This window comes from Pontibacter indicus, from assembly GCF_900156345.1.
Classification (GTDB): domain Bacteria; phylum Bacteroidota; class Bacteroidia; order Cytophagales; family Hymenobacteraceae; genus Pontibacter; species Pontibacter indicus.
Map to the genome: position 1 here is coordinate 378,219 of NZ_FTPP01000003.1, position 20,709 is coordinate 398,927.

Annotated in this window: 18 protein-coding genes and 1 pseudogene; 9 read left to right on the plus strand and 10 right to left on the minus strand. The window is 52.8% G+C overall.

Going from position 1 to position 20,709, the window contains the following annotated elements; translation table 11 throughout:
* Positions 1-56 precede the first annotated feature (56 nt).
* Positions 57-1,055, minus strand: a complete 999-nt coding sequence (locus tag B0B12_RS16390) for a zinc-binding dehydrogenase (protein ID WP_076671066.1) — start codon at positions 1,053-1,055, stop codon at positions 57-59.
* 129 nt (positions 1,056-1,184) lie between these two features.
* Between B0B12_RS16390 and B0B12_RS16395 the strand changes: the two genes are divergently transcribed.
* Positions 1,185-1,688, plus strand: coding sequence for a GNAT family N-acetyltransferase (locus B0B12_RS16395; RefSeq protein ID WP_076671068.1), 504 nt, complete (start codon positions 1,185-1,187; stop codon positions 1,686-1,688).
* Positions 1,689-1,744: 56 nt separating this feature from the next.
* Here B0B12_RS16395 and B0B12_RS16400 read toward each other — a convergent pair whose 3' ends face one another.
* Positions 1,745-2,971, minus strand: coding sequence for a S8 family serine peptidase (locus B0B12_RS16400; RefSeq protein ID WP_076671070.1), 1,227 nt, complete (start codon positions 2,969-2,971; stop codon positions 1,745-1,747).
* A 418-nt stretch (positions 2,972-3,389) separates the two neighbouring features.
* On the opposite strand from B0B12_RS16400, the gene B0B12_RS16405 reads away from it, so the two are divergent.
* Positions 3,390-4,157, plus strand: a complete 768-nt coding sequence (locus tag B0B12_RS16405; RefSeq protein WP_076671072.1) for a peptidylprolyl isomerase — start codon at positions 3,390-3,392, stop codon at positions 4,155-4,157.
* An 86-nt stretch (positions 4,158-4,243) separates the two neighbouring features.
* On the opposite strand, the gene B0B12_RS16410 is transcribed toward B0B12_RS16405, so the two are convergent.
* Positions 4,244-6,715 carry a S9 family peptidase gene (locus B0B12_RS16410; RefSeq protein WP_076671074.1) on the minus strand — a complete coding sequence of 824 codons (2,472 nt, stop codon included), beginning with the start codon at positions 6,713-6,715 and terminating at the stop codon, positions 4,244-4,246.
* Positions 6,716-6,995: 280 nt separating this feature from the next.
* On the opposite strand from B0B12_RS16410, the gene B0B12_RS16415 reads away from it, so the two are divergent.
* Both B0B12_RS16415 and B0B12_RS16420 read left to right on the plus strand, forming a co-directional pair.
* Positions 6,996-7,412, plus strand: a complete 417-nt coding sequence (locus B0B12_RS16415) for a hypothetical protein (protein ID WP_139337826.1) — start codon at positions 6,996-6,998, stop codon at positions 7,410-7,412.
* A 78-nt stretch (positions 7,413-7,490) separates the two neighbouring features.
* Positions 7,491-7,769 carry a (2Fe-2S) ferredoxin domain-containing protein gene (locus tag B0B12_RS16420; RefSeq protein WP_076671078.1) on the plus strand — a complete coding sequence of 93 codons (279 nt, stop codon included), beginning with the start codon at positions 7,491-7,493 and terminating at the stop codon, positions 7,767-7,769.
* A gap of 280 nt (positions 7,770-8,049) precedes the next feature.
* Here the strand turns inward: B0B12_RS16420 and B0B12_RS16425 are convergent, their stop codons facing one another.
* Both B0B12_RS16425 and B0B12_RS16430 read right to left on the minus strand, forming a co-directional pair.
* Positions 8,050-8,586: a ferritin gene (locus B0B12_RS16425; RefSeq protein WP_076671080.1), complete on the minus strand. Its 537-nt coding sequence runs from the start codon at positions 8,584-8,586 to the stop codon at positions 8,050-8,052.
* A gap of 186 nt (positions 8,587-8,772) precedes the next feature.
* Positions 8,773-9,156, minus strand: coding sequence for a hypothetical protein (locus B0B12_RS16430; protein WP_076671082.1), 384 nt, complete (start codon positions 9,154-9,156; stop codon positions 8,773-8,775).
* A gap of 109 nt (positions 9,157-9,265) precedes the next feature.
* On the opposite strand from B0B12_RS16430, the gene B0B12_RS16435 reads away from it, so the two are divergent.
* A complete protein-coding gene (locus B0B12_RS16435; protein ID WP_083704259.1) occupies positions 9,266-9,640 on the plus strand; it encodes a cupin domain-containing protein in 375 nt (124 codons plus the stop codon).
* A 137-nt stretch (positions 9,641-9,777) separates the two neighbouring features.
* Here the strand turns inward: B0B12_RS16435 and B0B12_RS16440 are convergent, their stop codons facing one another.
* The 4 genes from B0B12_RS16440 to B0B12_RS20700 form a co-directional block, all read right to left on the minus strand.
* Complete coding sequence (locus B0B12_RS16440) at positions 9,778-10,812, minus strand: hypothetical protein (protein WP_076671083.1); 1,035 nt, start codon at positions 10,810-10,812, stop codon at positions 9,778-9,780.
* Between the two features lie 199 nt (positions 10,813-11,011).
* On the minus strand, positions 11,012-11,752 hold the full coding sequence (locus B0B12_RS16445; protein WP_076671084.1) for a LytR/AlgR family response regulator transcription factor: 741 nt from the start codon (positions 11,750-11,752) through the stop codon (positions 11,012-11,014).
* A 519-nt stretch (positions 11,753-12,271) separates the two neighbouring features.
* Entirely contained in the window at positions 12,272-13,381 is a 1,110-nt protein-coding gene (locus B0B12_RS16450) for a sensor histidine kinase (RefSeq protein ID WP_076671085.1), read from the minus strand.
* Positions 13,382-13,390: 9 nt separating this feature from the next.
* Complete coding sequence (locus tag B0B12_RS20700; RefSeq protein WP_280173755.1) at positions 13,391-13,522, minus strand: hypothetical protein; 132 nt, start codon at positions 13,520-13,522, stop codon at positions 13,391-13,393.
* A 418-nt stretch (positions 13,523-13,940) separates the two neighbouring features.
* On the opposite strand from B0B12_RS20700, the pseudogene B0B12_RS16455 reads away from it, so the two are divergent.
* A pseudogene (locus tag B0B12_RS16455) lies at positions 13,941-14,369 on the plus strand (glycosyl-4,4'-diaponeurosporenoate acyltransferase CrtO family protein).
* Between the two features lie 46 nt (positions 14,370-14,415).
* Here B0B12_RS16455 and B0B12_RS16460 read toward each other — a convergent pair.
* A complete protein-coding gene (locus B0B12_RS16460) occupies positions 14,416-14,751 on the minus strand; it encodes an MGMT family protein (RefSeq protein WP_076671087.1) in 336 nt (111 codons plus the stop codon).
* Between the two features lie 215 nt (positions 14,752-14,966).
* Between B0B12_RS16460 and B0B12_RS16465 the strand changes: the two genes are divergently transcribed.
* From B0B12_RS16465 to B0B12_RS16475, 3 genes are all read left to right on the plus strand, one after another.
* Positions 14,967-16,055 (plus strand): efflux RND transporter periplasmic adaptor subunit, encoded by a 1,089-nt coding sequence (locus B0B12_RS16465; protein ID WP_076671088.1) that lies wholly within the window; start codon positions 14,967-14,969, stop codon positions 16,053-16,055.
* An 81-nt stretch (positions 16,056-16,136) separates the two neighbouring features.
* On the plus strand, positions 16,137-19,241 hold the full coding sequence (locus B0B12_RS16470; protein WP_076671090.1) for an efflux RND transporter permease subunit: 3,105 nt from the start codon (positions 16,137-16,139) through the stop codon (positions 19,239-19,241).
* Positions 19,242-19,294: 53 nt separating this feature from the next.
* A complete protein-coding gene (locus B0B12_RS16475; RefSeq protein WP_076671092.1) occupies positions 19,295-20,632 on the plus strand; it encodes a TolC family protein in 1,338 nt (445 codons plus the stop codon).
* The last annotated feature ends 77 nt before the right edge of the window (positions 20,633-20,709 follow it).

Here is a 20,709-nt window from a genome sequence, read left to right on the forward strand (position 1 = left end):
CCTTTCGTCGAGATGACAGAAAAAAACGAGATACAGTGTGAATATTAAAGAAGAGCTTAACTCACCTTCACTACAATCTTCCCGAACTGCTTGCCGGCTTCCATGTAGCGCATGGCCTGCTCGGTTTCTTCGAGCGGGAACACAATGTCCACGACCGGTTTCACTTGCTTTTCGGCTACAAAAGCAATCATATCTGCAAAGTCCTGGTTCGTGCCCATGGTGCTGCCGTGTATGGCCAGTTGCTTCCAGAAAATTTCTGCCGGGTTGATCTGCCCGATCATACCGGTAGTGCCACCGTAGATGCCGATGCGGCCGCCGGGCTTGGCCAATTTGACCAGTTGCACAAAGCCTTCGCCTGCAGCGCCGTCGATGCTCACATCAAATCCGCCCACTTCGGCTTTCAGCTCCTTGCCCCAGTTCTCTTTTTTATAGTTTATACCCCCAGTTGCACCTAGCGCTTTGGCCTTTTCGATTTTCTCGTCTGAGCCCGAAGTAACCCATACCTCCGCTCCAGCCGCTACCGCAAACTGCACGGCAAAAAGCGCCACTCCCCCACCGGCGCCCGTTATTAGCACCCGCTCACCTGCCTGCAGGCCGCACTTCGTAAACATGGCGCGCCAGGCTGTTACGCCTGCCAGCGGCAAGGCTGCTGCTTCCTCAAAACTCAGATGGGCCGGCTTACGGTGCAGGTTGGAGGCCTTCACTTTCACGAAGTCCGCAAAAGCACCGTCCTCAGGCATGCCCAGCACTTTGTACTCCCTGCTGTGTGCCTGTGGGTTATTTCCCCAGTCAGTAGAGGGATCGATGACAACTTCCTGCCCCAGCCAGCTCTCGTCCACGCCTTCGCCTACTTCCGTCACAATACCCGCTCCATCCGAGCCTAGAATCGCCGGATAGTCTTTGGTGAAGTAGCGGCCATACTGTATCCAGACGTCGCGGTGGTTAAGGGCGGCCGCTTTGATCTGCACAATGGCTTCCCCAGGTCCGGCAGTGGGTTTCTCTTTTTCGATCAGTACAAAAGGGCTGTTGATGGCTTCCAGGTAGATGGCTCTCATAGTGGATGGTTTTAAGGTATGTGTACAAAGGTATAACTTCTGCCTTAAGCGGAAAATCTCCCCGCACAGACAATGGCTTTTTATACGGGAGCAACTATCTTCGTTGCCAGCACCATAACGTCTCAACCCATGCGCAGTAATTTCAGCATTCGCGAAGCCGCAGTAGCCGACATACCTACCATCCATCAATTGGCCGAAGCCATTTGGGAGCCCACTTACCGCCCCATCCTGTCGCGGGAGCAGATCGACTATATGTTTGAGGCGATCTATACCTATGAAGCCTTGGAACGACAGATGCTGGAGGGCCAGACTTTCCTCCTAGTGCTCGATGGAGATGAACCGGTCGGATTTGCGGCCTATTCTGTGAAGGACTCTGCAAAAGCTGTGTACAAATTGAACAAAATATACCTGCTCCCTTCTCGGCAGGGCAGCGGGCTGGGCAAGGTTATGCTGGAGGCGGTGGAAGAACGGGTAAGGAAGGCGGGAGCCCGCTACCTGGACCTGAACGTGAACAAGTACAACAAAGCGAAAGCATTTTATGAGCGCTGTGGTTACCAGGTATACCAGGAAGAGGATATCCCGATCGGCCCCTACTGGATGAACGACTTCGTCATGCGCAAAGCGTTGGCATAAAAAAACGGGCAGCCAAAAGGCTGCCCGTTCTGTATCACTATCCTTAATGGTTCGGATTACTTTACGGCAATTGGATCAGCGTTTCCGTCCGGATCGTTCTTCACAGTGCCACTTGTTCTAAGTGGACCGTGCAGCAACAGACCGGCTACGTGCGGAGACGCCATCGACGTACCGCTAATCGTGTTGTAGGCACCACCTTTCCAGGTAGAGTTGATGCTCACACCAGGGGCGCAAACGTCTACCGGCGGGTTGCCATAGTTAGAGAAGCTGGCCCATGAATCAGAAGAGTTCATGGCAGACACGGTGTAGATGTTCGCGTGGTTAGCGCGGGCTGGAGACGAGTTGTTGGCATGCGTAGACTCGTTACCGGCAGCCAGGGCAAACTTAATACCCTTGCTGGCAGCAGCAACCACAGCGTCGTCAAGCGCCTGAGAAGTTGGTCCACCCAAGCTCATGTTGGCTACATCACCTGACTGAGCAGCAGAAGCTACGTAGTCAACGCCGGCAATTACGCCAGAGTACGAGCCGCTACCGCGTGAGTCAAGCACTTTTACGGCTACCACAGTAGCATCGTGCGCCACACCAATAACACCGATCGAGTTGTTTTTAGCTGCGATCGTACCCGCTACGTGCGTACCGTGACCGTTTCCGTCGTCAGCCGATCCAGCATCTTTACCTGAAGTAAAGAAGGTTCTGCTGCGGTTCACATCCACTTTCAGATCTGGGTGATCAAGGTCGATGCCTGAGTCGATCACCCAAGCCGTTTTACCGGTTCCGTCACCGTAACCCACACGCGCAATGCCGTAAGGTACGGTCTGGCCTGTAGAGCCGCCGCCACCTGGCTTGCCACCGCCTGGCGCCAGCATCACCACTCTGTCTTGCTCTATATAAGCTACACGGCTATCATTGCGAAGTGCGTCAATCTGGTCGTCAGCCATCTTAACAGCCACACCTACGATGGCCTGTCCGAAGGCCTGCTCGATGGTTGCACCAGCAATGCCGTTAGAAGAAAGTAATTCCTGACCCATTTCACGCACTGCGTTTACACGCTCGGCGTATGTAACAGTACCATCCAGACGCTGGTTGGCGTCCTTCTTAAATACAACAATGTACTGTCCTTTGATAACTGCCCCGTTCTGGGTAGAAGTCTGTAAATTCTCTGCTACTTCGGTAGCTTCCGGAGCCTCAGAGTCGCAAGAGGTAAATGATACGGCAGCAGAAGAGAGAGCTGCGCCAAATAGTACAGAACGCAGGACGTTCTTAACGCGTAAGGTGTTTTTCATACTTGAAAAAGATGTTAGGTTAGTTAAAGTTTTAAGGTTTATTATAAGGATAGTGGAACCTAAACTATTGAACTGGATTTATATATCCAAATAAAAGTATAATTTTTTTAAAAGTTTTTTTCTGAAATGCACTTAACACTATCTGCAAGCCACACGTTGTTACAACATTTAAATTGCACTGAAACCAGGACCAAATTTCTGGGCTACATTGCAACAGAGCGCCTTTTCAAGGTATATACTGGTTCCAGAATTTTTGAGGCGCGCTTTATACGGCTCTCTTAACGCAAGGTTTCTATTAGCGCTGCACTATCTTTAAAAAATTAAATTTTAATCTAACTTTAATAAGTCTGGAGTCCAATTTTATTTGCACCTTGTACTCTGATTTCACTATATTAACAGACGCACTAAACTCACCGCTATGAACTATTCGAAAAAAACACGCTACCCCCAGTCTCTTCTTTGGGTGATCGCTCTCTTCATTGGCCTCGCGGCCTGCCAACCCAAAACAGAAGAACAAACCACAGCCGAGAAAATCGAGACCGATACAGAAGCCGGGCTCGAGCCACTCACCTCGGAGAATGCTGTTGAAATACTGACTACCTATGGGAAAGAGCACACTGACAGCCTGATCCTGATCAGCACGCGCCACGGCGACATCAAGCTGCGCCTATACCCTGAAACGCCCCTGCACCGCGCCAACTTTTTGCGCCTCACCAAAGCAGGCTTCTACGACCAGGGAGAATTCTACCGTGTTGTGAAAGGCTTTGCCGTGCAGGGCGGCGACTCTGATACCCGCACCATGAAAAACGGGGCCTACAAAATTCCGCAGGAGTTCAACCCCAAATACATCCACAAGCGCGGTGCTCTGGCCATGGCCCGCTACGGCGACGAGCGCAACCCGGAAAAGGAGTCTTCTTCGCACAACTTCTACATTGTGCAGGGCGAGCCCAAAACAGTGCAGGAACTCAAGGCTTTCGAAGCGAAACACAACATCAAGTATACCCCGGAGCAGATTAAGCTTTATACTACAATAGGAGGTGAGCCGTCTCTGGACCAGGAATACACGGTGTTTGGAGAAGTGATTGAAGGGATGGAAGTAGTGGATAAGATCTCAGAAGAGCCGGTAGACGGGCAGAACTGGCCACGGGACATCGTGCCGCACACGATCAAGGCGATCAAGCAATAGACATTACTTACAGTAAGGTATAAGCAAAAAGCCCCGGCCATAATTGGTCGGGGCTTTTTGTTTATTGATCAAGGTATGGCTATACCTTACTGCACCTGACGGTTCTTCACGTAGGTGTTCAGCCAGGTGTCCATTTCCCACAGCATGTGCAGGATCGACTCACGGGCAGCGTAGCCATGGCTTTCGTGCGGCAGGAACACTAGTCGCGTGGTGGCGCCGTGGCCTTTCAGGGCGTTGTAGAAGCGCTCGCTCTGCACCGGAAAGGTACCGGAGTTGTTATCAGCCTCTCCGTGGATGAGCAGGATCGGAGTCTTCACTTTATGGGCAGCGGAGAACGGCGACATACGGTTGTATACCTCCGGCGCCTGCCAGTAGGTGCGCTCCTCCTGCTGGAAGCCAAATGGTGTGAGCGTACGGTTATAAGCACCGCTTCGGGCTATACCTGCAGCAAACAGATCGGAATGCGCCAACAGGTTACCGGTCATGAAGGCACCATAAGAGTGTCCACCCACGGCGATGCGCTTCGGATCGGCCACGCCCATGCTCACGGTCTTGTCGATGGCGGCTTTGGCGTTGGCAACCAGTTGCTCTACGTAAGTGTCATTTGGCTGCGCTTCGCCCTCTCCCACTATCGGGAAGTCGGTGCGGTCGAGCACGGCGTAGCCCTGCGTTACCCAGAACAGCGGCGAACCGGAACTGATGCGGGTGAACTCGTAAGGCGAGCTCTTTACCTGACCGGCTGCTGCAGCGTTCTTAAATTCTCGCGGGTAGGCCCACATCAGCATCGGCAGCGGACCATTTTCTTTCTTATAGTCCTTCGGTAGGTATAGCACAGCTGTCAGTTTCACACCGTCGTTGCGCTCGTACTGCAGCATCTCTTTCTGCACGCCCTGCAGTTGTGGGTATGGGTGCGGGAATTTGGTCACCTGCGTCATGCGCTTCTTGTTCAGGTCGCGCACGAAGTAGTTGGGCACTTCCTGCTCAGACTCGCGGCGCGTGATAATACGCTTGCTGTTCAGGTCGATGATATCCACCGGACGCTCGTAATAAGGGGCCTCGGAACGGAAAAGGATTTTGGCCTTCTTCGACTTGAGGTTGAACTCGCTCAGGAACGGACGGTTGCCTTCCGGCGAGCCGCCTTCACTGATCATGTAAATGTTGTCGCCTTTCTTGTCGGTCAACAGTACACTGCGGCCATACTGGTTTTTGGTATACACCGGGCTGCCCGGGTCGCTGTAGCCGTCTTCGTAAGAGCGCTCGATCAGCACCGTGCCGGCCTGTGCAGGCTTCGATGGATCGATGCGCAACACGCGTTCGGTACGGGTCTTCCAGAGGCGCTCGTTTACCAGCGCCAGGTCGTTGTTGCCCCACTGCACGCCACGGTATCGGTATTTGGTGCCGGCCAGTTTGGCAGGTTTTCCAGAGAAAGGCGCATCGAGCATAAACACCACGTCACGCTCGGCCACTTCTTTGGTTGCGTCACCGCCGTCCTGCGCCTCTGCCCAGTAAAGGGTAGCAGGCTTGTCGGGGCGCCAGTTGTAGCCGCGCGGACCTTTGGCCACGTTATCGAAGCCGATCGGAATGTCTTCGGCCAGTGGCAGTTGGGCCATTTGCTTTACCACCTTGCCGTCGCGGCCCCACACCTCCACGTTGTATGGGAAGTAATAGTGCGGCACCAGGTATGAGTATGGCTTCTGAATGGTTTCCACCAACAGGAACTGCCCGTCCGGCGACACGTCGGCGCTCTTGATGATGCCGGCCTGACCAACTGGCTGCTGCTTGCCGTCGAGGCTCACCAGTTTCAGTTGGGTTTGCATGTAGTAGTCGAACAGTTGCTCATCGTTCTTATTCTTGAGCAGGTCCTGGTAGGTGCGCGAAGGGTTGGCCTTGCCGATGTTCTCCTGAATGTTCGGGCCGGTCGGCACCAGGCTGGCTTTCGGCATTTCGCCGCGCTTCTCGTCCACGAACTTCACCAGCATTGACTTGCTGTCCGGCATCCACGAGAACGGTCGGCCGCTATACGCATCGTTGAGTGTGGCCTCGGTCAGCTTGCGTGCCTGACGGTCGGCTATACCTGCCACCCACAGCTCAATGCCGTTGGCTTTGGTGATGGTGAAAGCGATCTGCTTTTCGTCCGGCGACCAGGTTACGTAAGAGATCTGCGCATTTTGCGGTATACCTGCCAGCTCAAACTCCTGCCCGCCGTTCACCTGCTTCAGCTTGATGTTGTTGATGAACGTGGCACGGCTCTGGCCATTGGTGGCAGGGTTGATGCGCAAACCAGCCAGACGGCTTTCGGGTTGCGCCAGCTCTTCGATACTGGGGTAACCTGCCCGCTCGAGCAGCAGCATCCAGTCGCCTTTGGAGTTGATGCTGACACCGGGTGTGGAAGGTGCGTCGATGATGGAGGCGATGGCCTCGGGTGGTCGCTGGTAGCCGGTGGTGGCCTGCTTGCCGCCCTGCGCAAATACGACAGGGGCCGGGGAGCCCGCCAGCAACAACAGGCTCAGCATCGAAGCAGCCAATCGCTTCGAGGTTCTCAGAGTCTTGATGTGCATGTTTCTTTTAAGGTTAAGATGGGTTAGATGTGGAAATTAGACAATCCGTCAATCCGAAGGTTTAACTTACAACTGTTACCACAGAAAGCCTAATTTTTATACCGCTTCGCGCGGCATCATTCCTTTTCTCTTAGTTCCTTACATCAGGTATGGCACGTTACTTTAAGAAAATAGCGACCAAAGGGGTAAATTTCTGCTTTTCAGGCTGTATGAAAGCTGCTGCCTAACTTGTATTGACTATATTGCAACTGGCTATACTTGAAAAATGAACCTCCTCCACATGAAAATACGGGAGCTTACATCTTCTACCGGCAAAACCTACCTCACCATCCATTTCGATGAGCACCACCACTGGGTCTACAACGACTGGATCGGCTATGTGTCTCCTGAAAACGTGAAGCAGGGCAGCCTGGCCGTATTGGAAGCCATTAAGCAGTATAAGGCCTCCTGCGGACTGAATGACAACCGCCACCTGGTGGGGCGCTGGGATGAGTCAGTGGAGTGGATTGAGCAGGTATGGATACCCATGGCAGCAGAGGCCGAACTAAAGTACTATGCCCACGTCGCGAACGCAGAGGCATTTGCCGCCGCCTCATCAGCCGATATGCTGAACCGGGTACGGGGACGCTTTGAGATGCGCATCTTTCAGGACATAGACGAGGCACGCGACTGGCTTACGGCCTGCCAGCAAAACTAAACCGATGGTGTACGGCCGCACGTACATGAACTAATTCACAGCTTTTCCCCTTTAAAGGGTAGCCATTCAAACGAATACATGAGCAAAGGATTCAACGTACCGGACAAAGTGATTTACGTCTGCACGGGTAGCAAATGCAAGAAAAAAGGCGGTAAGGACATCGGCAAGACGCTTCGCAACATGATCAAAGACATGGGCCTGAAAGGTCAGGTGGAAGTCGTGAAGACTGAGTGCACCGACCGCTGTGACTTTGCCCCGGTCATGAGTTTTCAGCCGGACAACGTGTGGTTGCACCATACCACCGAAGAGCAGGCCATCCAGACCTTTAAAGAGCACATCCTGAAATCAGAAGAGTAGATCTTTTTCGTATCACTTTTTTCGTATCGCTACACACGTATCAAGTAGCACGATGTCTTTGGAAAGTCATTGACAAAGGAGTTTTTGACAAAGAACAAAAGACGTTGTTGCAGGTATAGCCGATCCGGGACAAGAGACTTTTTGACGAAAGACAAAAGACACCTTAAACAGGTATAGCTACTGAAACATACCCCTTATGCTGAGCGCTAAGGTATAGCATCATAAAAAAAAGCCTTTGGAGCGAATCCAAAGGCTTTTTTTATTTGACTACAGGTATAGCTTAACCTTCGTAAGTATCCTCGTACGTGATCTTTGGTACACGCTTGTCGATCTCGTACTGGCCAGTTCCCTCCTCGCCTATCACGTCGAATAGCTCGAGCGCACGGCGGGCTACATATTCTTCTTCGATCTGCTCTTTCAGGAACCACTGCAGGAACGTGAATGTCACAAAGTCTTTTGTCTTCATGCACTTGTCGGCCATGCGGTTGAACGACTGCGTTACAGCAATCTCCTGCTGCAATGCTTGCTCAAACACGCTTCTGAAAGACTCGAACTCGATCTGAACGCCCGTGATGTCCGGCGACACGGCGCGGCCGCCCATATCGGACACGTACTTGAACAAACGCAGCATGTGTTCGCGCTCCTCGTCGGACTGCTTTTTGAAATAACCAGCGCTGAAGTCGAAGCCATTGCGGTCGCACCAGGCAGACATGGCCAGGTACATGGCCGAGGCCTCCCCTTCCATTTTGATCTGTTCGTTGAGCACTCTCTCTATCTCTTCGGTAAGCGAAGTTCTTAGCCTTAGTAAATCCTTCATAGGTATGGGGTGTTTTTCGTTTCTAATTGAAGGCATGCGCCAGACAGGGCATGCGTCTTTTATTCTTACCATTAAGGTAAGTATAATGTTTTGAAAACGGATGCGGGAGGCGAAATATGGAAGAAGTCTAAATAAAAAAAGCACAACTGAGAGGTTGTGCTGGCAGGTATGGCTGGTGTTGCGGGGCTAGGTTTCGAGCGGTGTGAGGCACTCGTGCAACAGGCGGTTCAGCTCGAGGGTGAACTTGGCGCCGGCCAGCAGGTCGCGCAGGGCGTGTAGCTCTGTCAGCGACAAGATAAAGCAGCGGTCGCAGCCGCATACCGATACAATTTCGTAATCAGAGGAGCGGCTTGGGTTAGCGGCCATCTGCTGCAGGTCGATGCTTGCCACCACTTTTCTCAAACGCAGAAAAGTGTCTACCTTTAGCACGTTCAGTGTTCCGTTGAAGAACAACATCAGGCGGTTTTTACGATCGCACTGATAAACGGCGCCAGCCTCGTTTGCGTAAATCTCGACTAACTCAGTAGTAGCTGCTATCTTCTCTCCGGGCTTTACGATCGCTGCAATCATAGTGGTGGCGCTTGTATTTATAATCTAACGTCACAAAGGTAAGGCCTATTTAGAATCAGTCCAAATAAATTTAAATGATATTCATCATCTCCACAAAACAGGTATAGGCATGGCACAAAAAATAGAGAAAGTAAACCTGGCCGAGAAGTTTGCCCTGATACCGGATCACTGGAATCCGCGGATAGCGGGTGAGTTGAACGGGCAGCAGGTAAAGCTCGCCAAATTTAAGGGTGCCTTCGACTGGCACCACCACGAGCACGAAGACGAGTTGTTTCTGGTCGTAAATGGCAGTTTTGTGATGGAGTTCCGAGACAAAACGATCACCCTGCAGCCCGGCGAGTTTCTGATCGTGCCGCGTGGTGTAGAGCATCGGCCTGTGGCGCACGAAGAGGCGGAAATACTGTTGTTTGAGCCGGCCTCAACCGTCAACACCGGCAACCTGACCGACAGCGAGCGCACCCGCACGAACCTGGAGCGGCTGTAGGACTAGGTATAGAAATTGACAAAAGACTATTTGATAAAGGACTCTTGCGATTTTCATCCTATGTCAAAAATTCCTTTTTCAAATACTCACTGAAGGCATCGTGCTACTTGATACGTGTGTCGTGATACGAAAAAGACCTACCTGATCTTCGCCTTTTTCATCACGGTCTTGAGGTTGAGGCGTACGAGGTCGCCCATGCCGCGGCATTTGAGAAATTCGTCGGAATTGTGGTGCTGGGCTAGTTCCTGCTTCAGCTGCGCTATTTTTTCGGGTGAGGAGATGGTATCTTTGCGCATGCAGTCGATCAGGTCTCGGAGACGGTAGCGGGCCGTGCGCAGGCGTCTGAATATAAGCGTGCGCTCCTCGTTCTGGTATTGGCGCACCACGTCGGGTTTCAGCAGATTGAGCACCAGGTCCACAATCACGTTATTGTCTTTGAAAAACTGTGGCAGGTACATGCTCTTGCGCCCCTCGTAAGATTGCTGGTCGAAGTCGATGGGCCGCACGCGGTACTGTTCGTCCTCAAAGTCGGGCGTGATGTCCACCACATAGTTATAGGAGCGCATATCGCCGAGCAGGCGCACGAAGCAGCGCTCGTTAAACTTCACAAACTCCTTGGCAATGCGCACCTTGTTCGAAGCCGGTCGGTTAAGGTATTCCTTGATGAAGAGGTCGCCTGGTATACCTGCTATGTGCTCTTCAATGAGCGTATCGCCGTCCACGAGGTAGTTGATGCGGTTGGGTGACAAAATATACTCCAGCTCCAGCCCGTAGATGCGCGAGGCATCGGCCCGCTTCACATAAAAGTAGTCGTAGTTGTCGTTGAGCTGGTTCATGATCTGCACCCGGAAAGGATTAGAGTTGCCAAAGGTGCAGTAATCGATCCGCGACACGTAGAGGTGCTCCATCACCGACATATCGCCGTCGGTCTTGAGCAGGGCATAGATCTGTGTCAGGCCGCCGTTAAGCTCCACCTGCGACTGCTGGTCGAACATAATCGTCTCCCAAAGCGTGTCGTGCCCTTTTTTGTCGTAGTACGGAAAGGCATCGGTATAGTGCACCAGGTCCTCGTAGCGCACCGGCAGCTTCGTTTCGCGGTCGTACTCGTGCAGGTATTTCCGCAGACAAGCCGCAATTGAGTAAAACTGCTTCTTTTTAGAGATGGAGTTCAAGTCGAATGATTAATGAGTGATGACTAATGATTAGTGAATAATGAGTAATGAATAGTCCGGAGAGAAGGCAGTTACACCTCGGAGACTTATACCATAAACCCGCTACTCAAGTTTATTATACCAAGCAGTAATACACTTCTTTATTTATTACCCTTCTCACATTAATCATTCTTCACTAATCATTAGTCATTCATAGCATCTACGATTCCAACAGGTTGTTCTGCCCGAGCACCTGCAGCACTTCGTTTTTGTAGAGGCGGCCGATCGGGATTTCGGTTTTGCCAACGTCTACGGCAGTGGCGGAGAAGGCCTGTACTTTATCTAGGGAGATGATGAACGAGCGGTGGATGCGCAGGAATTTATCGGTTGGCAGCTTTTCTTCCAGGAAAGAGATCTTCTGGTATGAGATGATCTCTTTCGTGTCGGTCTTCACCCGGATGTAGTCTTTCAGACTCTCGATGTAAAGGATATCGGCCAGCATCACCTTCACCATTTTCTTGTCGGCTTTCAGGTAAATGAAGGCATCCTTGTAATCCGGCTCTGACTGGGCTGCAGCCACCGTTGCCGGGCTTGCTATACCTTTGGGTTCCGCGGGCGTCACCTTGGCCACGGCTTTCAGAAAGCGGTCGAAGGCGATGGGCTTGAGCAGGTAGTCCACGGCATTGAGCTCGTAGCTGTCGAGGGCGTAGTCGCGGTAGGCGGTCGTGAAGATAACCCGGGGCGGGTTAGGCAGCGACTTAAGGAAATCTATACCTGTGAGCTTGGGCATCTGGATATCGAGGAACATCAGGTCGATGTGCTCGGTCTGCAGACAGTTATAGGCCTCCACGGCATTGTTGCAGCGGCATACCAATTCCAGGTTATCGAGTCGTTCCACAAAAGTCTCCAGCACATCCAGCGCCAGGGGCTCGTCGTCTACTATCAGGCAGCGTAGTTTCATGTTTTATTCAGGTATGGCACAAGGTATACGAAATAAGTATGTGGTAATATTTGACAGATGCTTAAGGTATAGGTTACGCTACCCCTGCTGCTCCCAAATTACAATCAGGACACAGGTATAGCCTTTTGGCTGCTCTTTCAAATATACAGTCCTCCGCTCTTTCGGTTTTGCAATCAGAAAGTTTACTACTGCCAGGATTTGTCATCAGTTTTAAAATCGCCAGTTTGCTGACCGGACGGGAAAAACAGAAGTCGGATTGCAAATCCTTATAGTATAGTGCTTCAGGATTGCAAATCCCGAAGAGCAATGTAGAGCGATGAGCATCATTGCAGCGGAAAACCCCGCAAAGCAACGGAAATTTCGTGCACGATTCGGACAGGTCGCGACCTGTCCCTACCCTACGGTAACGGGCCTGCTGCGTGGCACCACGACGTTACAGTGTACCGTCGCTACAACAACTCCTGAATTCTCTTCCTTTGTAACTTTCTAACTCCTCAACTCTCAAGCTCCCAAACTTCCTTACTCCTGCCCCAGGTGAAGCTCTAATCGCACGGCATAGCTTTCGGGATCGTCTTCCACCTCCAGGCTATACCTGTTTTCATAGAGCAGCTCGAGTCGTCGGCGCACATTTTTCAGCCCGATGCCCGAGGCAAAGTCGCGGTTGCTGTCGCTTGCTTTCTCGAGGCATTTGCAGTTCTCGACCAGCACCACCAGCATATGGCCCTGCACCTTTACATCTACCCGAATCCAGGCGTTTTTGGTTTCGGTGCTCACGCCGTGCTTAAAGGCATTCTCCACAAAAGGCAGCAGCATCATGGGCGCAATCTGCTTGCCGGCTATACCTCCCGACTCAGTATAGGCAATGTCCACGCGGTCGCCGTAGCGGATGCGCTCCAGGGCAATGTAGTTCTGGATATAGTTGAGCTCCTTCTCCAATGGCACTTTGGCGGCTGCCGCATCATAGAGCATGTAGTCCATCAGGCCCGACAGTTTGAGCACCACCTCCGGCGCGTTCTCCGATTTGCGCAGCGTGAGCGAGTACAGGCTGTTGAGCGTGTTAAAGAGGAAGTGCGGGTGAATCTGGCCTTTCAGGAACTTGAGTTCCGCCTCCAGTTTGTCCTTCGCCAGCGACTGCGTGGCCTGCTGATCGCGGTACCAGTTCTTGAGCAGGTAAATGGCCGCCGACATCGACACCAGGTAGCCCAGGTTGACGATGTTGCGCACGAAGCGGTAGAGCGTCAGGTTGTCGTTGGTGCAGGTGGTGGGGCAAATGAGCGGGTGGATGAGCAGCGGCATGAGCACAAACTGCATCAGGATGCCGATGGCCCCCATCATGAGGAGCAGGTAGACAGCAAACTCCAGGTAGCGCTGCTGCAGCAGGTATTGCGGCATCAGGAAGTACATGTTAAAGTATACAAGCAGCATCTTGAAGGGCAGCTCGATGAGCTCGATCATGAAGGCGTTGTAGTAATCGTCGATGTAGCTGCCGTAGAGCAGGCCGAAAAAGCACACGTACACTGCCCAGAAGAGCAGGTGCAGCAGCAGCCTGTTCTGGGTAATGTTACGCACATCCGGCAGACTCCAGCTCCTCGCCTCCAGCTCACGTGCCGCGTTCAGTTTTACTTCCATCCTGCAAAGTTACGTTTTCTGCGCATCAAGTCCCTCGCCAACAGGTGCTTTTAGACAAGCGGCTATACCTGCCACCCGAAGTGCAGCCATCGTGCCGCGTACAGCCTGCGAGGGTGCCATACCTGCTGTAAGGGTCCGCAAACCGGTCGCTTGTCTAAAAGTTGAATTTGTGAATTTCAGAGTGCCTATACTTGTATCACTATCGGGGAAGACAGAGCCCCTTTGGTGCTGCATAGACATTTTTTCTGTGATTTCTTAAAAGCCACTGTTGGTAGCGAGTATCGGAGCTCCACCAACAGTGATTTGTTAGAGTGGTGAAAGGCGCTGCCGGCAAGGTGGTGCCTTTTTCCGTTTAGGAATAGGTTGTTTGGGCATGAATACTGTATATTAGTAACTCACTATACCTGCAGCCACTCCCTTGCTCAAATACGTAGGCGCTCTTTTCGTCTCCCTTTTTGCACTGGCCACCATTGCTTTGCTGGCCTACCTGCAGGGCTTTACCTCCTTCTCTTTTGCCTGGGTGTTGAATTTCATGCTCATGATGGCAGTTTCATCGCTCATGCAGACGTTTAAACCCGCCTTCAATGCGAATTATTTTAATAGCAAGAGATGGGAAGCAGGCGGTAAGGTATACAGGTGGTTCGGCGTCCACGCTTTCCGGAAACTACTCCTCTGGACTGGCTGGGAGAAGCTGCATAAAGCGGCCAACCCGGTTAAAAAGGATCTTCCGGCGTTAAAGCAGCTGGAGTACAACACCCGCCAGGATGACTTCGGGCACCTGGTCATTTTTTTCATTGTCATGGTCTTCACCATCTGGGTAGCTTATCAGGAAGGTATAGCACAATAGTGGTGGCTGATTTCGTTGAACGTCCTCCTGAACATCTACCCGATCATGGTGCAACGCTACAACCGCCCGCGTTTACAAAAGGCCATTCAGGTATACGAGAGACTCTCTATTGCACCCCCGAGCGCTAAAATGAACCGATAGAGTATCAGTCGACTCCTAAACTCTCTAACCCTTAAACTCCTATACCTTACAACAGCTCCTTTGCCGGGTCCCAGAACAGCTTTTTAAACTCCACCACCTGGTCGTTTTCCACTTTCACGCCCTCCTGCTCCAGTCGCTCTTGCATGGCCCCGGAGTCTTCGAAGTGCTGCTTGCCTGTGAGCATGCCTATTCTGTTCACGACGCGGTGCGCAGGTATGGCGGCGAAGGGCTGCGAGGCGATCAAAGCCCAGCCCACCATGCGGGCCGATCCTTTGGAGCCCAAGTAGCTGGCAATAGCGCCGTAGGAGGTCACTCTCCCCTCCGGTATGAGTTTAACCACCTCATATACATCCTCGAAAAAGTTTTTCTTGTCCTCGCTCATACCTTTATTAAATTTCTTTAATCTGTTTTTAAACCTCTGTAGCTGCCGTTTGTCTTACAATAGTGTCAGTTGGTAGAGTTCGCCTGCCGCGTGCTTTCTTATACAGAGGCAAGCATGTAAATTTAGTTGTTTTTTGCTGTTGTCTATACGTTAAATACAAACCGGAATTCTATACCTTTGAGGTTAAGATTACCAAATTCGAAGTTTAAATTTAAATGAACAAAACCGTCAAAACCATCCTTCTCCTGGTAGTCGCCGCCGTTGTGGGTTACCTGTTATACAGCAAAGCATTTACCGGAAACGAGGAAGCAAAAGCTGCCAGGCCTACGGGCGGACCAATGGCTCAGAAAGTAGCCGTGGACGTGTTCGTCGTCTCTCCCACCGCTTTCCAGAATAAGATCACATCCACAGGCTCCGTTATACCAAACGAAGATGTGGAGCTTCGCAGCGAAATATCCGGCCGCGTGACAGCGATCAACTTCAAGGAGGGCAGCCAGGTGAAGAAAGGGCAGCTCCTGATGACGGTAAACGACGCCGACCTGCGTGCCCAACTGGCCAAGCTGCAGTCGAACCAGAAGCTGTACCGCGACATGGAAGAGCGCCAGCGCACCCTGCTGGAGAAAGAATACATCAGCCGCCAGGAGTACGACCAGGTGAGCAACCAACTCGCCACCGCCACCGCCGACATCCAGGCGTTGCGAGCCACTTTGGACAAAGCCTACGTGCGCGCACCGTTTGACGGCGTGATCGGTCTGCGCCAGGTAAGCGAAGGCAGCTACGTAACACCGACCACCCCTGTAGCCCGCATCGTGGACATCAGCCCCGTGAAGATTGACTTCTCTATACCTGGCCGCTACAGCCAGTCTGTGAAGGTAGGCGACAAGATCACCTTTACTTCCGAAGGAAGCGCAGAAAAATACGAAGCCTCTATCTATGCCGTGCAGCCAAACATAGACCCGGCTACACGCACCCTGCAGCTGCGCGCGTTATATGACAATAAGAACCAGGAGATTAAGCCAGGCGCATTCGTTCGGGTGGAGCTGAGTCTGGAGGATATGGATGAAGCCATCCTGATCCCGACCGAATCCATCATACCGGAGGCAACCGGCCACAAAATCTTCCTGGCGAAGGGTGGCAAGGCCCAGCCTAAGATGGTGAAGATCGGTCAGCGTTCTGAAACCATGATCCAGATTATCGAAGGCGTGGAACCGGGTGACACGATCATCAGTTCAGGTATACTGCAGGCCCGCCCTGGCTCAGACCTGAATATCAGAAGGGTGACAAACTCGGGAGAGGCGCAGTAAAGCCACAGGCTGCGCCACATTTGTTGGGAAGGAGTATAAACAATTTGGTTTCCTCCGGAAACTGTTTAGCATGAGCTATTTATGGCAAGTTTATCAAATATAAGTATCAAGCGCCCGGTGCTCGCCATTGTGATGAGTATCACGATCATGGTGTTCGGGTTTATCGGCATCACGTACCTAGGCGTGCGCGAGTACCCAAGCGTGGACCCGCCGATCGTGAACGTTTCGACGAGCTACGCGGGTGCCAATGCCGAGACCATCGAATCGGAGATCACAGAGCCGCTCGAGGAATCGATCAACGGTATTGCAGGTATACGCACGCTTATGTCTTCGAGCAGTGAGGGTAGCAGCAACATCACGGTGGAGTTTGGCCTTGACGTGGACCTGGAAGCAGCCGCCAACGACGTGCGCGACCGTGTGGCCAGAGCGCAGCGCCGCCTGCCGGAAGATGCCGAGCCCCCAACCGTATCTAAAGCCGATGCGGACGCCAACCCGATCATTTTCCTGGGTATACGTAGCGAAACCCGCTCCCTGCTCGACCTTTCCGACATCGGGCAGAACGTGTTCAAAGAGCAGCTGCAGACGATTCCGGGCGTAAGTGCCATCAACATCTGGGGTGATAAGCGCTATTCCATGCGCCTCTGGATGGACCCGGACAAGCTTTCGGCTTTGCGCGTGACCCCATTGGAGGTGCGCGATGCGCTGGCCCGCCAGAACGTCGAGCTGCCATCAGGTAGCATCGAAGGCGCCACCACAGAGCTTTCGGTGAGAACCATGGGCCGTATCTCCACCCCCGATGAATTCAACAACCTGATTGTAAGAGAAGATGCCAACCGCCTGATTCGTTTCCGTGACATTGGCTACGCCCAGCTGGCCCCCGAAAACGAAAAGACGGTACTGCGCTACAACGGCATTCCGATGATCGGTGTCGTAATCATCCCGCAGCCGGGCACCAACCAGATCGAAATTGCCGATGAATTCTACAAACGTCTGGAATTCATCAAAAAAGACATACCTGAGGACCTGGAACTGACCATCGGCTTCGATAACTCGCAATATGTAAGGGACTCTATCGCCGAAGTGCAGGAGACTATCTTCGTGGCCTTCGGCCTGGTAGTGGTGGTTATCTTCCTGTTCCTGCGCGACTGGCGCTCTACGCTCATTCCAATCGTGGCTATACCTGTCTCGCTGGTGGGTACTTTCTTCATCATGTACGTGATGGACTTCTCCATTAACGTGCTGACGCTACTGGGCATCGTACTGGCCATTGGTCTGGTAGTGGATGACGCCATCGTGATGCTCGAGAACATCTACGCCCGGATTGAGGAGGGGCAGGAACCGATGAAGGCCGCCAAGAAAGGCGCTACAGAGATCTACTTCGCCATTATTTCCACCACCGTTGCCCTGGCGGCTGTGTTCATGCCGGTTGCCTTCCTCGAAGATACGACCGGTCGACTCTTCCGGGAATTTGGCATTGTGGTGGCGGGCTCTGTGATCATCTCATCCTTTGTCTCGCTCACGCTCACACCGATGATGTCGTCGCGGATGCTGAAGCAACGTGAGCGGCCGAACTGGTTCTACCGCAAAACAGAGCCGTTTTTCACCTCCCTCACCAACATATACAGAGATAGCCTCAACAGCTTCCTGGCTTACCGCTGGGTGTCTTTCATCCTGATCGTATTATCTGCGGGCGTTATCTGGTGGCAGTTTTCTACCCTGCAGTCTGAACTGACCCCGGAAGAAGACCGAAGTGGCCTCCGTATTCAGACGACTGGCCCGGAAGGTGCCTCTTTCGAATTTATGGACCGCTACATGAACGAACTGTCGGCGCTCGTAAACGACTCGGTGCAGGGCATCAGCAGCATGACGACCATGACGCGTAACTCCAACTCGGGCTTCATTCGCCTGCGCCTGGTAGACCCGTCTGAGCGGGACCTGACCCAGCAGCAAATTGTGGAACAGCTCCCTGCCCTGCTCAACCAGGTACCGGGTGCCCGCGCCTTTGCCGCAGGCGACAAGGGCTTGGGTGGTGGCCGTGGTGCCGGTCAGCCGGTGCAGTATGTCGTGCAGGCCCAAAGCATGGCGAAACTGCGCGAGATCATTCCACCTTTCCTGGAGGCAGCCCGTCAGGACCCGGCCTTCAACTTCGTGGATGTTAACCTCAAGTTCAACAAGCCGGAACTGCGTGTAGAGATCGACCGTGAGAAAGCCCTCTCAATGGGTGTGAGTGTGCGGGACGTGGCCCAGACCATGCAGCTCGGCCTAAGCGGTCAGCGCTTCGGCTACTTTGTGCGCGGCGGTAAGCAGTACCAGATCCTGGGTCAGGTGGCGCGCGAGAACCGCAGCCAACCCCTCGACCTGCGCACCCTCTATGTAAAAAACAATGCCGGCGAGCTGATACAGCTGGACAATCTGGTTGAGCTGAAGGAAGAGAGTTCTTCGCCTCAGATTTACCGCTTCAACCGTTTTGCCGCCGCCACCTTCAGTGCCACGCTCAACAAGGGCTATACCATAGGCGATGGTATACAGGCCATGGACGTTATTGCGAAAGATGTGCTGGATGAAACCTTCCAGACCACACTGACCGGTCAGTCCAGAGACTTCCAGGAGAGCTCGGGCAGTTTGATGTTCGCCTTCCTGCTGGCGCTCGGTTTGATCTACCTGGCTTTGGCAGCACAGTTTGAGAGCTTCCGCGACCCGATCATCATCATGTTCACAGTGCCGCTGGCCCTTGCCGGTGCCCTGCTCAGCTTATGGTTCTATGACCAAACGCTCAACATTTTCAGCCAAATCGGTATGATCATGCTGGTAGGTCTGGTGACTAAAAACGGTATCCTGCTGGTGGAGTTTGCCAACCAGAAGAAAGAACAGGGACTGAATAAACTCGAAGCAGCTAGAGAAGCCGCCGTGTCACGTTTCCGCCCGATCCTGATGACGAGCTTGTCGACGATTCTGGGTACGCTGCCAATCGCGCTGGCGCTCGGCACCGGTTCCGAAAGCCGTGTTTCAATGGGTATAGCCGTGGTAGGTGGTCTAATTCTGGCCACAGGCCTTACGCTATACATCATTCCGGCCATCTACTCCTACTTCTCGTCCGCAGAGGCTAACGTTGCCCTGATGGCAGATAAGGAAGAGGAAGAAGAGCTGATGCGCAAGCAGGAAAGAGAACCGGCTCTGAGCAAATAATACCTGAAATCGAATCTCTGACGCTAAGATTTAAACCTTTGCATTCTAACATAATGTCATCACTTCGAGTTGCAGCACTGTTCCTTCTGGGAGTAGTGCTGCTCTTCCCCAACAAACTTGCCGCCCAGGAACAGCTTTCGCTGCAGGATGCCATCCGGATAGGGCTCCAGAACAATTACGACATTCAGATTGCCGGCAGGCAGGAGGCCATTGCCGAGAATAACGTTACCCGCGGCAATGCCGGCTTCCTCCCGAATGTAGAGGCGCGCGGTGGCCGTACGTTTAGTGAGAACAACTCCCGCCAGCAGTTTCAAACGGGCCCGGACCGTACCCGTAACGGGGCCAGCTCCAACAACCTGAACGGGAGCGTGAACCTAAACTGGACCATCTTTGACGGCATGGGCATGTTCATTAACTACGATCGCCTTAAGGCACTGGAGAAATCGGGTGTGCTGTTTACCCGTGAAACGGTACAGAACACACTGGCTAACATCTTCGACAACTACTTTGAAGTGGTGCGCCAGTCGAAAAAGATGCAGGCCATTGAAGATGCCATCGCCATTTCGCAGGCCCGTGTCGACATTGCGCAGGCGCAATACGAAGTAGGCGTAAGTGCTAAAGTGGAGATTCTGCGTGCGCAGGTAGACTTTAACACCGATCGTTCGGAGCTGCTGGTGCAACAGGAGGCGCTGCAAAATGCGAAGATCAACCTCAACCAGCTGCTTAGCCGCGACCCGGACATCGACTTCGTGGCAACCGACTCCATTGTCGTGGACCCGAACCTGAACTATGGGAATGCCGATGCAGGCATGCTGGCTAACAACCCGCTGCTGGGACGTCTCAAACTCAACCAGGAGATCGCCAACCTGGACATCAAAGCCGTTCGGGCCAGCCGCTTTCCGGTGATCGGGGTGGTAGGAGCTTACAACTTCAACCGCTCAGAAAACGAGCCGCTGAACGAATTCTCACCGAGATTTAACCAGAACCGCGGGTATAACTACGGCTTGAGTGTGAGCTTGCCTATTTTCAACGGACTCAACACCAACCGACTGGCTCAAAATGCCCGCATCAACCTGGAGACTGCCAACCTGGAGTATAAGCGTCAGCAAAATTTACTTGATGCCGCCCTGGCCAGAGCCTACAGCCAGTACACCAACCGCCTCCAGCTGCTGCAACTGGAAGAGACCAACCTGACCCTGGCCCAGGAGAATGCCGCCATTGCCCTGGAACGCTATCGACTTGGGCTTCTGACGGCCATCGAGTTGCGGGAGGCCCAACGCAACCAGCTGGTGGCAGAGAACCGCCTGATCGACATCCAGTTCCAGGCCAAAGCGGCCGAAACAGAACTCCGACGCATTAGCAGCACCCTGCTGCAGGAGGGAGCTGAATAATCCGACTTCTCTATATTGTCATTCTCAGATAAAAGTATAGCCGCAGCTATACTTTTATCGTTTAGGGCTGTATCTTA